Consider the following 13,715-nt stretch of genomic DNA (forward strand, 5'->3'; position numbering starts at 1 on the left):
GCGCGGCCGGCGGCGCGGCAGGCCATCGTCGGGCTGCCGCCACCGCCGCCCGCAGCGCCCGCGCTGCCCGCCAGCCTGGCGGTGCCGGAGGCGCCGCCGGCCGCCGCCCTGCGCATCGTGATCCATCACCGGCCGGCCGATGAGGCGAGGGCCGAGGCGCTGCGTGGGGCGGTGATGCGCCAGGCGACGGGCGCCGCGGCGCAGACCGTGCGCGTGCGCGCCACGCCGCGCGATGCGCTGCTGCGATTCTTCCATGCCGGGGATGCCGACGCCGCGCAGCGCCTGGCCATGGCGCTCGGCCCGCCCTGGCGCGTGCAGGACTTCACCCACTACACGCCGCCGCCCGAGCGCGGCCTGCTGGAGTTGTGGCTGCCGGCCGGCGCCGCCGAACGCTGAACCCGGCTTGGCGCCACGCGCGCCGCCTGCCTATGCTTCGCGAAGCTGACAGGACAGGCCGCCCCGCATGCCGCAACAGGACCCGCCGCGACCCGTTCGAATTGCGGTCGATATCGGCGGCACCTTCACTGACCTGCAGGTGCTGGATGCGCGCCACGGCGAGGTGCGCGCCTGGAAGACGCCGACGACGCCGGAGGATCCCTCGGACGGGCTGCTGACCGGTGTGCGGGAGGCCGCCGAGCGCTTCGGCTTCGCGCTGTCCGATGTCGGCCTGCTGCTGCACGGCACCACCATCGCCACCAACGCCGTGCTGGAACGCCGGCTGGCGCGCGGCGCGCTGGTGACGACGCAGGGCTTCGAGGATGTGCTGGAGATCACGCGCCATGTGCGGCGCGACGTCTACGGCCTGGCGCCGGACCCCTTCCCCTGCCTGATCCCGCGTGACCGCCGCCTGGGCGTGCGCGAAAGGCTGCGCGCCGATGGCAGCGTGGAGGTGCCGCTCGACCTCGGCACGCTGCTGCAGCGGCTGGATGCGCTGCAGCCCGAGGCCATTGCCATCAGCCTGCTGCATGCCTACGCCAACCCGGCGCATGAACGCGCGCTGCGCGCGGCGATCCTGGCGGCGCATCCCGGCCTGCCGGTCTCGCTCTCCTCCGACATCTCGCCGGAAATCCGCGAGTATGAGCGCAGCAGCACCACCGTGCTGAACGCGCTGCTGGTGCCGGTGGTGCGGGACTATCTGCGGCGGCTGGCGGCGCGGCTCGGCCGGGATGGCTTCGCGCCGCGCATCTTCCTGGTGCAGTCCAATGGCGGCGTGTGCAGCCTGGAGACGGCGGCGGAACAGCCGGCGCGGCTGCTGCTGTCCGGCCCCTCCGGCGGGGCGCTGGCGGCGTCGCGCCTCGCCGGTGAACTGGCGCAGCCGAACCTGGTCGCGGTGGACATGGGCGGCACCAGCTACGACGTCTCCGTGGTGCAGGAGGGCCGCGTGGCGCTGGTGACGCAGGGCGAGGTGGATGGCCTGCCGGTGCGCCTGCCGATGGTGGAGATGCGCACGATCGGCGCCGGCGGCGGCTCCATCGCCGCGGTGGAGGCCGGCGGGCGGCTGGTGGTCGGCCCGCGCAGCGCCGGCGCCAGGCCCGGCCCCGTCGCCTATGGCCGTGGCGGGACGGAACCCACGGTGACGGATGCGAACCTCGCCCTCGGCCGGCTCGACCCCGACTTCTTCCTGGGCGGTGCCATGCAGTTGGACATGGGCGCGGCACATGCCGCGCTGGCGGCGTTGGGCGCCCGGCTGGGCCTGGACGGCGCCGCGGCGGCGGAGGGCATGCTGGCACTGACCAATGCCGCGCTGGCTGCTGCCGTGCGGCTCTCGCTGTTCGAGAAGGGGCTGCACCCGCGCGACTTCGCGCTGCTGTCCTTCGGCGGCGCCGGCGGCCTGCATGCCGTGGCCGTCGCCGAGGAGATGGGCATGGAGCAGGTGATCCTGCCGCGGGAGCCTGGCACGCTTTCCGCCTACGGCATCCTGTTCTCCGACCTGGTGCAGGACATCGCGCGGTCGCGCCTGTTCACGCTGGACGAGGCGGCGCTGCCCGGCCTCGCCGCACTGATCGCGGAACTGCGCGCGGAGGCCGCGGCACGGCTGGCGCGGGACGGCGTGGCGGAGGCGGATCGCGCGCTGAGCGTCGCCGCCGACATGCGCTACCACGGCCAGGCCTTCGAGCTGCTGGTGCCCTGGGGCGACGTGCTGGCCCCCGATGCGACCGCGCTGGCGTACCTCGCCGCGCGCTTCCACGCCACGCACCGCCAGCGCTTCTCCTACGCGGCGGAGGAGGAGGCGGTGGAGATCGTCACGCTGCGCGTCACCGCCACGGGCCGCCTGCCCCGCCCGGCCCCCGCATCGCCTGCGAAGGCGGATCGTCCCGCGCGCAAGGGCGCCCGGAAGATCTTCGCCGGCGGCGCCTGGGTGGAAGCCGGCGTCTGGGACCGGGAGGCGCTGGGCGCGGCGGATGTGCTGCACGGCCCCGCGATCATCGAGGAAGCCTTCGCCACCCATGTGCTGCCGCAGGGCTGGACGGCACGGCTGGGCGCGGCAGGCGCCATCATCGCGCGGAAGGATGCGGCGGCATGACCACGCCCGAGACGAAACTGGGTCCGATCGACATCGAGGTGATCCGCAACGCGCTGACCGCGGCGGCGGCGGAGATGGACGTCACCGTCTGGCGCACCAGCCGCAGCACCATCGTGCGCGAGTTGCTGGACTACTCCACCGCCGTGTTCGACGCGGAAGGCTGGAACCTGGCGCAATCCGCGCGCATCCCCGGCCATCTGAACAGCATGAGCGCGGCGCTGCGCACGCTGCTGTCCGACCATGTGCGGGCGGAGGATTGGGGGCCGGACGACGTCGTCATCACCAACGACCCCTATTGCGGCGGCCAGCACCTGCCGGACATCATCGCCTTCCGCCCTGTGTTCCACGAAGGCGCGCGCATCGCCTATGTCGGCACGCTGTGCCACCACATCGATGTCGGCGGGCTGGTGGCGGGCAGCTATCCCTCCAAGGCCACCGAGATCTTCCAGGAAGGCCTGCGCATCCCGCCGGTGAAGCTCATCGAGAAAGGCGTGCGCAACGAGGCGGTGTGGGCGATCATCCGGCAGAACATCCGCAAGCCGGACCTGCTCCTGGGCGATCTGCAGAGCCAGATCGCCTCGCTGGAGGTGGGCCGCCAGGCGCTGGCGCGGCTGGCGCTGCGCTTCGGCGCGGCGGCGATGCTGGAGGCCGGGCGCCGCATCCTCGACATGAGCGAGGCGGCGATGCGCGCCGCGCTGGCCGAGATGCCGGACGGCACCTACGACTTCACCGACCGGCTGGACGATGACGGCATCGACCTGGGCCGCGAGATCCGGCTGCATGTGCGCCTGACCATCGCCGGCGACACGGCGCTGGTGGACCTCTCCGGCTGCTCGCCGCAGGTGCAGGGGCCGACGAATGCGACGCTCGCCAGCAGCAACGCCGCGGTGATGTTCGCGCTGATGAGCGCGGCGCTGGGCGGCGGCCGCGGCGGCGGCCTGGCGATGAATGCCGGCTGCTACCGGCCCATCACCGTGGTGGCGCCGGAAGGGCTGGTGGTGAATGCGCGCGCCCCGGCGCCCGTCGCGCACCGCGTCGCGGTGACGCACCGGCTGCTGAATGCGATGTATGGCGCGCTGCACCAGGCGGTGCCGGAACGCATCCCCGCCGCCTATTACGGCTGTTCCTACGTCACCACCTTCCAGACGGTCCGCGCGGATGCGCGGCGCGACGTGCTGGTGGAGATCGAGATCGGCGGCTCGGGCGCCACGCCGCACAAGGATGGCGTCAGCGCCTATGCCAGCGGCATGCACAACAACAGCAACATCCCGGTGGAGATGATCGAGGCGCAGATGCCGCTGACCATCATGCGCTACGCGCTGCTGCCGGGCACGGGCGGCGACGGCACCTGGCGTGGCGGGCTGGGGCTGGTGCGCGAATGGCGCATCGATTCCGCGCGCTGCTTCTTCACCGCGAACATGGACCGCTTCTTCAGCCAGCCCTACGGCCTGGCCGGCGGACTGCCCGCCAGCACCGGAAGGCTGGAATTGCTGCGCGACGGCAAGGCCACGCCGATCCCGCCGAAATCGGACAACGTCCCGCTGGTGCAGGGCGATATCGTGCGGCTTTCAACCTCCGGCGGCGGCGGCTTCGGTGCGCCGGGGGAGCGCGACCCGGCGCTGGCGGCGCGTGACCGCCGCATGGGCTACCTGGCATGAGCTTCGACCCGGCGGCGCACCGCCTGGCGCCGCAGCGCTGGTTCGAGGATTTCACGCTGGGGGAGGTGTTCAACCTGCCCAGCCGGACGATGACGGAGGCGATCTTCCTCGCCTTCCAGGCGGCCTCCGGCGACAACCACCCGATCCACTACGACGTCGAATTCTGCCGCGCCCGCGGCCTGCCGCAGATGCTGGCGCATGGCTTCCAGGTGGCGATCCAGACGGCGGCGGGTGCCGGGCTGTTCCCCTTCCTGGTGGAGGACAGCCTGAAGGCCTTCCTCGACCAGTCCAGCCGCTTCCTCGCCCCCGTCTTCGTTGGCGACACGCTGTATCCCTCGCTGCGCGTGGCAAGGCTGGATGGCCAGCGCAGCACCGGCGTGCTGGGGATGGAAAGCACCGTGCACAACCAGCGCGGCGTGCGGGTGATGGAGGGCACGCAGCGCTACCTGCTGCGGCGCCGCCCGGCCGCTTAGAGGATCTTCAAGCCTTGCGGCTTCGCAAGGCGACTCGGAAAATGCGCCGGAACAATAAGCTGGAGCCGTTTCACCGTCTTCGCTTGCGGTGAAACGGCTCCAGCCCGGCCGGGCGAGACGATCCTTGTGCCTGCGGCCCGCAGGGCCGAGCGGCCAAAGGCCGCGCCCGGCGCCTGAGGGCAAGGCCAAGAAGCGTCAGTCCGCGCGGATGTTGTTGGCGCGGATCACCTCGCCCCACTTCTGGTTCTCGCGCCGCAGGAAGGCGCCGAATTCCTCGCGGCTGTTGCCGCCGGGGATCGCACCTTGCGCGCTCAGCAGCCGCACCACTTCCGGGTCACGCAGCGCGCCCGCCGTCGCGCGGTGCAGCGCGGCCAGGATCGGCTCCGGCACCCGCACCGGCGCGACGATGCCGTGCCAGTTGCTGGCATCGACCGTCGGCATGCCGACCTCCTTCATCGTCGGCACCTCCGGCAGCCAGGACAGGCGCTCGGGCGTGCCGACCGCCAGCGCGTTCATCGAGCCGGCGCGGATGTGCTGCAGCAGCACCGGCAGGTCGGCGAAGCCCAGCTGCACCTCGTTCGTCAGGATCGCCGTCGCCAGTGCGCCGCCGGAGCGGTAGGAGATGTGGACGATGTCGATGCCGCTGGCCGCGCGCAGCTGCTCCGCCGCCAGATGCGGCATGCTGCCGGAGCCGGTGGAGCCGAAATTCAGCGCGCCGGGCCGGGCGCGGGCCGCCGTCAGCAGGTCCTGCATGGTGCGGAAGTTGGTCGCCGCCGGCACCACGAGGGGTTCCGGCACCAGCACCGCCAGGGTGATCGGCGCCAGGTCGGTCAGCGGGTTGTAGGGCGTGCCGCGGTCGAGGTTGGGCGAGATCGCCAGGCCGCCGGCGCTGCCCATGCCGTAGGTGTAGCCATCCGGCTCCGACCGCGCGAGGACATCGACGCCGGTGACACCGCCGGCGCCGGCGCGGTTGTCCACCACCACGGGCTGGCCGAGCGTGGCGGCGATCTTCGGCGCGATGATGCGGGCGACGATGTCGCTGGGCCCGCCGGCGCCGAAGGGCACGATCAGGCGGATGGGGCGGTTCGGCCAGTTGGACTGGGCCATGGCGGGCAGGGCGACAAGCGCGCCGAGCAGCGCCCCCAGGGCAAGACGACGGATCATGGTTTCCTCCTTGTGCAGGCTTGGGTGCAGGCTTGGTTCAGGCAAAGCCGGGCAGGCGGTAGAAGCGGCTGGCGCTGCGCCAGAACAGATCCGCCTTCGCCTCGGCCGAGGCCCCGGCGGCCAGGCGCTTGAAGGCGTTCCAGCCGGCGGCGTAGCCGAAGCCGCCCTTGTCGACGGGGAAGTTGCTCTCGAACATGCAGCGGTCGGGGCCGAAGATCGCGATGCAGGCTTCCATCCAGGGGCGCCAGGCCTCGGCAAGCTGTTCGGAGGAAGGCGCGGTCTCGCCCATCTCCAGCCCGAAGCCGGGCAGCCGCATGCCAAGCCCGCCGAGCTTCACCATCACGTTCGGACAGGTGGCGAGGTCGCGCATCACCCGCTGCCATTCGGGGAAGACCTCGTCGCGCCTTCCCGCGAAGCGCCCGATGCCGAGGATGCCGCCGCAATGGTCCAGCACGATGGGCGTGGCCGGGAAGGCGCGCGCCAGGGCCGTCAGGCGCGGAATCTGGTGGAAATACAGCCAGGCATCGTAGCTGAGGCCGAGCGCGCCGAGATGCGCGAAGCCCTGGCGGAAGGCCGCGCTGTCCAGCATGTCTTCCGCCGGCTGGTAGGCCGGGTTCAGCAGCGCCGGCTCCGGGTCCCAGGTCGCGATGTGGCGGATGCCGCGGAAGCGGTCGCCGCCGGCGCGCAGATGCGCCTCCAGCACCGGGCGCACCGCATCGCCCAGCCGCAGATCGGCGAAGCCGACGATGCCGGCACAGAGCTGGACATCGCCATAGCCGCCGCTGGCGCACATGGCGGCGATGCCGTTGGCGAATTCCGTCTCCCCCACCGGGCGCATCGCCTCCGGCCCCGCCGCGCGGTGCATGGCGCGGGCCTGGATGAAGACGGTGGCGCGCACATCGTGGCCGGTGCGGATATCGGCCAGCATCTCGTCCAGCATGTAGCGCCAGCCGGGCCGGTCCCACAGATGGTGGTGCGGGTCGATGATCAGCTGGCCGGGGTCCAGGATCTCCTCCTGGCGCGATGCCAGCCAGTCCTCCCGCACCGGCAGGTAGTGGTGCTGTGTCGGCGCATTCATGGCGCTTCCTCCCGTTCGGGCTCTTCCAGTTCGGGCGCATGGGCGTCCGGCAGGCCGATCTCGAAGGCGTTCAGCGTCAGCGCGACCATGCTGTAGTAGCCCAGCAGCGCCACCAGCTCGACCATCCCGCGCTCGCCCAGCACCGCCGTGCCGTGGTCGTGCAGCGCCTGCGGCAGGCGCGCGGTGCCGACGAGGGTGCGCGCCACGTCGTACACCGCCCGTTCGCGCGCATCGGCCAGCACCGGCTCCTGCCGCGCCGCGATCGCCTGCACCACGGCCGGGTCCATGCCGGCCTTCAGCCCTTCCCGCTTGTGCACCGTCCATTCGTAATGCGAGGTCCAGTGCCGCGCGGTGACCAGGATGGCCAGCTCGCTCAGCTTCGGCTCCAGCGTCGTCTGGTAGCGCAGCAGCTCGCCCAGCTTCTGCGCGCGGCGCGCCAGTTCCGGGTTGCGCACCCAGGCGATCATCGGCGCCGGCACGCGGCCGCGCAGGCCGGAGACAGCCTCCGCGCAGACCGCCTGCTGGTCCGGCGTGCGGTCGGCTTCCTCGGGCAGGGTCAGTCGCGCCATGTGTTGCTCCTCAGGCCAGGGCCGCGATGGGCGTGGGGTCGCCGCCCAGCGCCGCGGTGACGGAAAGTGCCTCCCGCATCACCAGGGCGGTGCACAGCCGCTCCGACTCGGGCCCGAAGCGGTACAGCGGCATGGTGATGCCGATCGAGCCTGCCAGCAGGCCGCCCGCCCCCAGCACCGGGGCGGCGATGGCGGCGACATCGGCCAGGCGTTCGCCGCGGCTGATGATGGGCAGGCGCGGGCGTTCCGCCGGCGGCGGGTCCAGCGCCAGCAGGGCGCGGCCATGCGCGCCGATGCCGAGCGGCTGCGCCTCCCCGACCCGCGCGTGGTCGCGCACGCGCTGCGGGCTGTCCAGCCGGAAGAGGCAGCGGCGCTGCGCCTCCTCCCGCACGAAGAAGGCGGCGCTTTCCTGGCTTTCCACGCGCAGCCGTTCCAGCGCCGGGCGCACATGGTCATCGAGGCGCAGGGTGCGGCGGAAGCGTTCGCCCAGCAGCAGCAGCGTGGCGCCCAGCACATAGCCGCCGGGGGGCAGGCGCTGCACGAAGCCGTGGCTTTCCAGCGTGCCCAGCAGGCGCAGGGCGGTGGTCAGGTGCAGGCCGCTGCGCCGCGCCAGCTCGCCCAGCGGCAGCGGCCCGTCCTCCTCCCGAAAGGCGGCCAGCAGCACCAGGGCGCGGTCCACGGCGCGGACATGGCCCTCCTCCTGGCCCGTCTTCTCCATGGCCGGCGGCTCCGTGGCCGTCGCGGTTGGGCGCGGCGATGTTGTGCCCGGTTTCCTCACAGGGCGGGAGGCTACCCGCACATTCCATCCGATGGAAGTGCCTTGCACAGGGTGGAGAGGCGCGGTAACGCCGCGCGGAAGGAGATCCCCCATGTCCTCTCGTTTCGCCGGGCGTGTCGTGCTGGTCACCGGCGCCGGCTCCGTCGGCCCCGGCTGGGGCAATGGCCGCGCCATCGCCGTGGGGTTCGCGCGCGAAGGCGCGACCGTGATCGGCCTCGACCGCAACCCGGAGTCCATGGCCGAGACCGCCGAGCGCATCGCCGAGGCCGGTGGCCGGTTCGAGGCCCGGCAGGGCAATGTCACGGACAGCCAGGCGGTCGCCGCGCTGGTGGCCGACATCGCCGCGCGGCATGGCCGCATCGATGTGCTGGTGAACAATGTCGGCGGTTCCGCCGCCGGCGGGCCGGTGGAGATGGCGGAGGAGGTCTGGGACACGCAGATCGACACCAACCTGAAAAGCGTGTTCCTGACCTGCAAGCATGTGATCCCGGTGATGCAGCAGGGCGGCGGCGGCGCCATCGTCAACCTTGCCTCCACCTCCGGCATCCGCTGGACCGGCGCGGCGCAGGTGGCCTATGCGGCGTCCAAGGCCGGCGTCATCCAGCTCTCGCGCGTCGTCGCCATCCAGTACGCGGCTCAGGGCATCCGGGTGAACACGGTGGTGCCGGGGCAGATGCACACGCCGATGGTGGAGGTGCGGCTGGCCGGCCAGCGCGCCGGCGGCGACGTGCAGGCACTGCTCGCGCAGCGCCTGGCGCGCATTCCGCTGGGCTTCGCCGGGGATGGTCGGGACACGGCGAATGCCGTGCTGTTCCTGGCTTCCGAAGAAGCCCGCTTCATCACCGGGACGGAGCTGGTGGTGGATGGCGGCATGTCCGTCCGCTGCGGCTGAACGTCTGCCAGAGCCCGCCGAAGGAACCAACCCGCATGCCCCCCCGCATCCTGATCCTCGGCGCCGGCGCCGTTGGCGGCTATTTCGGCGCGAAGCTGACCCGTGCCGGGCAGGATGTGACGCTGGTCGATCCCTGGCCGGAGCATGTGGCGGCGATGCGCGCGGAGGGCCTGACCATCCGCGCCATGGAGCCGGAGGATTGCCACACCACGCCGGTGCGCGCCCTGCACCTCAGCGACCTGGCGACCCTGCTGCGCGAACCTGCCTTCGACATCGGCTTCCTGGCGGTGAAGTCCTACGACACCCCCTGGGCGACGGCGATGATGCTGCCGCTGCTGGCCCCGCAGGCGCCCATCGTCTCGCTGCAGAACGGCATCAACGAGGATGCGATCGCGGCCGTCGCCGGCTGGGGCCGCGTCATCGGCTGCGCGATCGGGCTGCTGGCGGCGGAGCTGCTGGGCCCGGCCCTTGTGCAGCGCAATTCCCGCCGCGGCACGGCGACCGCCATCGGCATGCGGGTGGGTGAGGTGCATGGCCGCGTCACGCCGCGCGCCACCGCCATCGCCGCCCTGCTGGAAGCCGCCGACAGTGCGCGCGTCACCACCAACATCTGGGGCGAGCGCTGGTCCAAGCTGACCATCAACGCCATGCGCAACCCGGTCTCCGCCATGACCGGCCTGGCCGGCCCGGCGCGTGACGCGGATGAGGCCGCGCGCTCGCTCAGCATCCGGCTCGGCAGCCAATGCGTGCGCGTCGGCCGCGCGCTGGGGCTTTCGCTGGAATCCATCAGTGGGCTGGATATCGACCTGCTGGCACGGGCGGAATCGGAGCCGGAGGCGATGGCGGCGATCACCCGGCAGATCCTGGCGCACAACAATTCCCGCAGCGCCGACCAGCGGCCCTCCATGGGCCAGGATGTGCGCAAGGGCCGGCGCACGGAGACGGAGGCGATCAGCGGCCTCGTCGCGCGGCGTGGCGCGGAGGTCGGCGTGGATGCCGGCCTGCATGCGCGGGTGCACGACATCATGCTGCGCATCGAGCGCGGCGACCTGACGCCGCACCCCTCGCTGGTGCAGGGTCTCTAGGCCCGGGCCAGGTCCACGCGCGCCCCAAGCCCCGCTTCGCGCGCCTTGCGCCAGGCGAGCGCGACGGTGGCAAGGTCGCCCACCGCCATGCCCTGCACCACGGCCAGCACCGCGTCCCCGGGCGCACGACGGCCGGGCTTCAGGCCGGCGGCCAATTCGCCGATATCGGCATCGAGCCGCGCCGCCACCTGCGCCGCCGTCACCGCGCCGGAGGCCACCCATCCGGCAACGCTGCCGGTCTGCAGCGCGAAGGACAGATCGTCCACCACGAAGCGGTCCGCCCACCCCAGCACGTCGGCAGCAATCTCGGTATCGCCCAACCCGATCACCGTGGCCCCCGGCGCCAGATGCGCGGCGTGCAGCACGGGCGCGGTGGCGTTGGTGATGGTCAGCACAAGCTCCGCACCCAGGCAGGCCTCCGCCGCGCTGCCGGCCGGGCGCAACGCGAAGGGCAGGCCGGGCTGGGCGCGGCGGCAGAACGCCTCCACCGCCTCGATGCGGCGGGAAGCGACGGAGACCACCTCCAGCCCCGGCATCGCCGCGGCCAGCGCCGGCAGCAGATGCGCGCCGATCCGCCCGGCGCCGACCAGCGCGGCGCGGCGCAGGCCGGGCGGCGCCAGCATCCGCGCCGCCAGCGCGCCGGTCGCGGCCGTGCGCAGGCAATGCAGCCAGAACGCCTCGACCAGCGCCACCGGTCGGCCGCCGGCGGCTTCCGCCAGCCAGAACCAGTCCCGCGTCGTCTCGCCCTCCGCATCGCGGTTGTCGGCCACCAGGCGGAAGCCGGCGAGCCCGGCGCCGGGCAGCACCGCGCCCTTCACCTTGAACACCGTGTCGCCGCAGGCCAGCGACTGCGAGGAAGGGCGGGACAGCACCTGGCGGCTGGTGCCGTAGTCGCGCCAGGCGGCCTCGATGGCCTCCAGCGCCTCGGTCGGCATCACCAGGCCCTCGGCCTCGCCCTCGCGCAGGATCAGGAAGCGATCGTCTTGGGCCATGAATCCTCCGAACGCGCCGATGGTGCGTCGCGTGCGGCATCCGGGCAACCCCGGCGCGCGCGGCCTTGTCCCTGCGCGCGGCGCGCGACCTTGTCCCTGCGCGCGGCGCGCGCAAGGATACCCGCATGACCCTTCTGCTCTCCGCGCATGATTGCGACGGCCCCGGCGATGCGCGCGCCCTGGCGCAGCGCCTTTCCGCCCTGCAGGCGGGGCGCATCCGCCGCCTCGCCATCCTCGGCAAGACCGAGGGCACCGCGACGCTGAACGACTTCTCCCGGGAACTGGCCCTCAACGCCGCCACCGCCGCCGTGCGCAACGTGCTAGGCGAGGCGATGCTGGCGCGCACCACGATGGTGTTCTCCACCGGCTGCGAGGGCGTCATCACGCCCTTCGGCTACCTGATGGCCGAGCTGACGGAGGACGCGCCACGCGACCCGGCCGGGCCCGCGCGCCTGGCGCTCGGCGTCGCCACCTCCCCCGCCATTCCGGTGGCGGATCGCGGGGGCCGGGCCCATGCGCTGGCGGTGGCGGAAGCGGTGCGCGCGGCGATGGCCGATGCCGGCGCCACGGCGGATCAGGTGGCGCTGGTCTTCGTGAAAAGCCCGGTGCTGCCGCGCCGGCACCTGGCGGAGCTGCCGCCAGGCGTGGCTGCCCGCGCCGGCTCCACCGCCTTCGCCCGCGCCGTGGCCGCGCTGGGCGCCGGCATCGCCCTGGGTGAGGTGGATTCGGATCGTGTGCAGGATGCCGCCATCGGCCGCGATACCACGCTGCACAGCCGCCGGGTGATGGCCGTCTCCGGCACCGAGCTGGCACACAACGAGGTCATCCTGCTGGCCAATATCCCTGGCGCCGGCGGCGATCTGCGGCTGGAGAGCGAACCCCTGGCGGATATCCTGGACGCCCCCGCGCTGCTGCGCCTGGCGCGCCGCGCGGGCCTGGCGCCGGATGCGCACGGGCTGTTCACCGGCAGCGCGCCGGAGGCGCTGTTCCTCAAGGTCGGCATCCGCCCGGGCGGACAGCTGCGTGGGCGTCGCACGACGGTCTTCGAAAGCGAGTTCGATGCCGACAAGCATCTGCGCCCCGTCGCAAGCGGGCTGGTCGGCGCGATCTTCGGCACCACGCGCAGCTTCATCAGCGGCGGCGCGGAACAGCAGGCACCGCCGGGTGGTGGCCTGGCGGCGATGGTGGTGCGGGGCTGACGCGCCCTCAGAAGATCAGCGCCAGCAGCCCGATCACCACAAGCAGGCCGATCAGGAAGATGATCCCGGCCGCGCCGCCCACGAGTTTCAGCAATCCGCCCATGTCCTGTCTCCGTCACGCGTCAAGCCACGCGGCGCGGGCGCCGCGTGGCCGGATGCTGGTCCGGCGCGGCGCGGTCGCGCCGCGCCTGTTGCCAGGGCTCAATTCAGTTGCTGGCCTGCTGCTGCGTCACGACGCCGGTGTTCGCGTCGATGCGCAGGTTCACCTCGCGGTCGTTGCGCTTGGCCTTGGCGGTGATGGTGTCGCCATCGCGGCTGACATCGCTGACATCGGAATAGCCGCGGTCGCTCAGCATGCTGCGCGCCTGGTCCTCGGTCAGCCGATCCTCGTTGCGGACCTGGCCGGTGCGGGCGTCGATCTCGAGATCCTCGACATCCTTGCCGTAGCGCTGGGCCTCGCTGACCTTGAAGGTGTCGCCGTCGCGCTCCAGGCCCTCGATGTCGGAGTAGCCGCGCGCCTCCAGGGCGGTGCGGATCGAATCCTCGCTCATGCGGGTCATGGTGGTGCTGCCGCTGGACATCGTGCTGCCCATCGGGGCGGTCGTGCCGGACTGCGCCTGGGCCAGGCCGTGGCCGCCCAGGATCAGCGCTGCGGCCATGGCGGTCGTCGAAAGAAGATGCTTCATGTTGGAGGCTCCGTTGGTTTCGTGGATTCGCTTGTCGTCAGCGGCAAGCGCGCCGGCGCGACACCCGTGGGTGCACTGAGACCGCGTCGGGTCTCTTGACCGGCCGCCGACACAACGGGACCGCGCGCCATCGGTTCGGAAGTCTTCCCCCTGGCGAACAATGCCAGGGCTGCAGGATCATCCCGCGCGCGTTCCGGCCAGGCTGCCGAGGCGCCGCGCCGCGGGTCAGGTCAGGTTGGTGCTGCCGGACGGGTGACGCGCCACCGGCGGCGACGGCGACCTGGGCAGGGCGGCCTCAACCCGCCGCGCAAGCGCCAGCAGCGCGCCATCCGTGCCGGCCGCGCCCAGCAGGTGCAGGCCGAAGGGCACGCCTGCGGCCGGGTAGATGCCGGCCGGCAGCACCAGCGCCGGCGCGCCCGCCGCATTGGCCGTGCGCATGAACAGGCTGCGCAGCGGGTCCAGCGGCACCAGGCGGCCTTCCACCGCGACCGTGGTCGCCGCCACGGGCGGCGCGGCGAAGGGCCAGCCTGGCGTCACCACCGCCTGCGCGCCGCAGCGCGCCAGCACCGCGCGCAGCGCTGCGGCGAAGGCCGCGCCATCGGCGCGCGCCTGCGGCA

Annotated in this window: 14 protein-coding genes and 1 pseudogene; 7 read left to right on the top strand and 8 right to left on the bottom strand. The window is 72.8% G+C overall.

The window, feature by feature from the left end; translation table 11 throughout:
* The 4 genes from HEQ75_RS26305 to HEQ75_RS26320 form a co-directional block, all read left to right on the top strand.
* On the top strand, positions 1 to 396 hold a 396-nt coding region (locus HEQ75_RS26305), incomplete at its 5' end, for a hypothetical protein (RefSeq protein WP_209318790.1).
* Between the two features lie 67 nt (positions 397 to 463).
* On the top strand, positions 464 to 2,524 hold the full coding sequence (locus HEQ75_RS26310; protein WP_168035098.1) for a hydantoinase/oxoprolinase family protein: 2,061 nt from the start codon (positions 464 to 466) through the stop codon (positions 2,522 to 2,524).
* On the top strand, positions 2,521 to 4,182 hold the full coding sequence (locus tag HEQ75_RS26315) for a hydantoinase B/oxoprolinase family protein (protein ID WP_168035099.1): 1,662 nt from the start codon (positions 2,521 to 2,523) through the stop codon (positions 4,180 to 4,182). The genes HEQ75_RS26310 and HEQ75_RS26315 overlap by 4 nt, the downstream gene beginning before the upstream one ends.
* Entirely contained in the window at positions 4,179 to 4,655 is a 477-nt protein-coding gene (locus tag HEQ75_RS26320; RefSeq protein ID WP_168035100.1) for a MaoC family dehydratase, read from the top strand. Before HEQ75_RS26315 ends, HEQ75_RS26320 begins: the two co-directional genes overlap by 4 nt.
* Positions 4,656 to 4,850: 195 nt before the next feature.
* Here the strand turns inward: HEQ75_RS26320 and HEQ75_RS26325 are convergent, their stop codons facing one another.
* From HEQ75_RS26325 to HEQ75_RS26340, 4 genes are read right to left on the bottom strand one after another with little or no spacing between them, the layout of a single operon-like run.
* A complete protein-coding gene (locus HEQ75_RS26325) occupies positions 4,851 to 5,819 on the bottom strand; it encodes a Bug family tripartite tricarboxylate transporter substrate binding protein (protein ID WP_168035101.1) in 969 nt (322 codons plus the stop codon).
* Between the two features lie 37 nt (positions 5,820 to 5,856).
* A complete protein-coding gene (locus HEQ75_RS26330) occupies positions 5,857 to 6,897 on the bottom strand; it encodes an amidohydrolase family protein (protein ID WP_168035102.1) in 1,041 nt (346 codons plus the stop codon).
* Positions 6,894 to 7,466, bottom strand: a complete 573-nt coding sequence (locus HEQ75_RS26335; RefSeq protein WP_168035103.1) for a carboxymuconolactone decarboxylase family protein — start codon at positions 7,464 to 7,466, stop codon at positions 6,894 to 6,896. The genes HEQ75_RS26330 and HEQ75_RS26335 overlap by 4 nt, the downstream gene beginning before the upstream one ends.
* A 10-nt stretch (positions 7,467 to 7,476) precedes the next feature.
* Positions 7,477 to 8,184: an IclR family transcriptional regulator gene (locus tag HEQ75_RS26340; protein ID WP_168035104.1), complete on the bottom strand. Its 708-nt coding sequence runs from the start codon at positions 8,182 to 8,184 to the stop codon at positions 7,477 to 7,479.
* A 151-nt stretch (positions 8,185 to 8,335) separates the two neighbouring features.
* Here HEQ75_RS26340 and HEQ75_RS26345 point away from each other — a divergent pair, with 151 nt between their 5' ends.
* Together HEQ75_RS26345 and HEQ75_RS26350 are read left to right on the top strand one after the other, a co-directional pair.
* Entirely contained in the window at positions 8,336 to 9,136 is an 801-nt protein-coding gene (locus HEQ75_RS26345) for an SDR family NAD(P)-dependent oxidoreductase (RefSeq protein ID WP_168035105.1), read from the top strand.
* 35 nt (positions 9,137 to 9,171) lie between these two features.
* Positions 9,172 to 10,221 (top strand): ketopantoate reductase family protein, encoded by a 1,050-nt coding sequence (locus tag HEQ75_RS26350; RefSeq protein WP_168035106.1) that lies wholly within the window; start codon positions 9,172 to 9,174, stop codon positions 10,219 to 10,221.
* Here the strand turns inward: HEQ75_RS26350 and HEQ75_RS26355 are convergent.
* Positions 10,218 to 11,213, bottom strand: coding sequence for an ornithine cyclodeaminase family protein (locus HEQ75_RS26355; RefSeq protein ID WP_168035107.1), 996 nt, complete (start codon positions 11,211 to 11,213; stop codon positions 10,218 to 10,220). The genes HEQ75_RS26350 and HEQ75_RS26355 overlap by 4 nt on opposite strands.
* 125 nt (positions 11,214 to 11,338) lie before the next feature.
* On the opposite strand from HEQ75_RS26355, the gene HEQ75_RS26360 reads away from it, so the two are divergent.
* Positions 11,339 to 12,412, top strand: a complete 1,074-nt coding sequence (locus tag HEQ75_RS26360) for a ring-opening amidohydrolase (RefSeq protein ID WP_168035108.1) — start codon at positions 11,339 to 11,341, stop codon at positions 12,410 to 12,412.
* Positions 12,413 to 12,419: 7 nt separating this feature from the next.
* On the opposite strand, the gene HEQ75_RS29230 is transcribed toward HEQ75_RS26360, so the two are convergent.
* From HEQ75_RS29230 to HEQ75_RS26370, 3 genes and pseudogenes are all read right to left on the bottom strand, one after another.
* Positions 12,420 to 12,515: a small membrane protein YohP gene (locus HEQ75_RS29230; RefSeq protein WP_456237400.1), complete on the bottom strand. Its 96-nt coding sequence runs from the start codon at positions 12,513 to 12,515 to the stop codon at positions 12,420 to 12,422.
* Positions 12,516 to 12,618: 103 nt separating this feature from the next.
* Positions 12,619 to 13,098 (bottom strand): hypothetical protein, encoded by a 480-nt coding sequence (locus HEQ75_RS26365; RefSeq protein WP_168035109.1) that lies wholly within the window; start codon positions 13,096 to 13,098, stop codon positions 12,619 to 12,621.
* A 225-nt stretch (positions 13,099 to 13,323) separates the two neighbouring features.
* Positions 13,324 to 13,715 (bottom strand): annotated as a pseudogene (locus HEQ75_RS26370) (hypothetical protein); the annotation flags it as partial.

This window comes from Falsiroseomonas selenitidurans, assembly GCF_012103215.1.
In the GTDB taxonomy this organism is placed as follows: domain Bacteria; phylum Pseudomonadota; class Alphaproteobacteria; order Acetobacterales; family Acetobacteraceae; genus Falsiroseomonas; species Falsiroseomonas selenitidurans.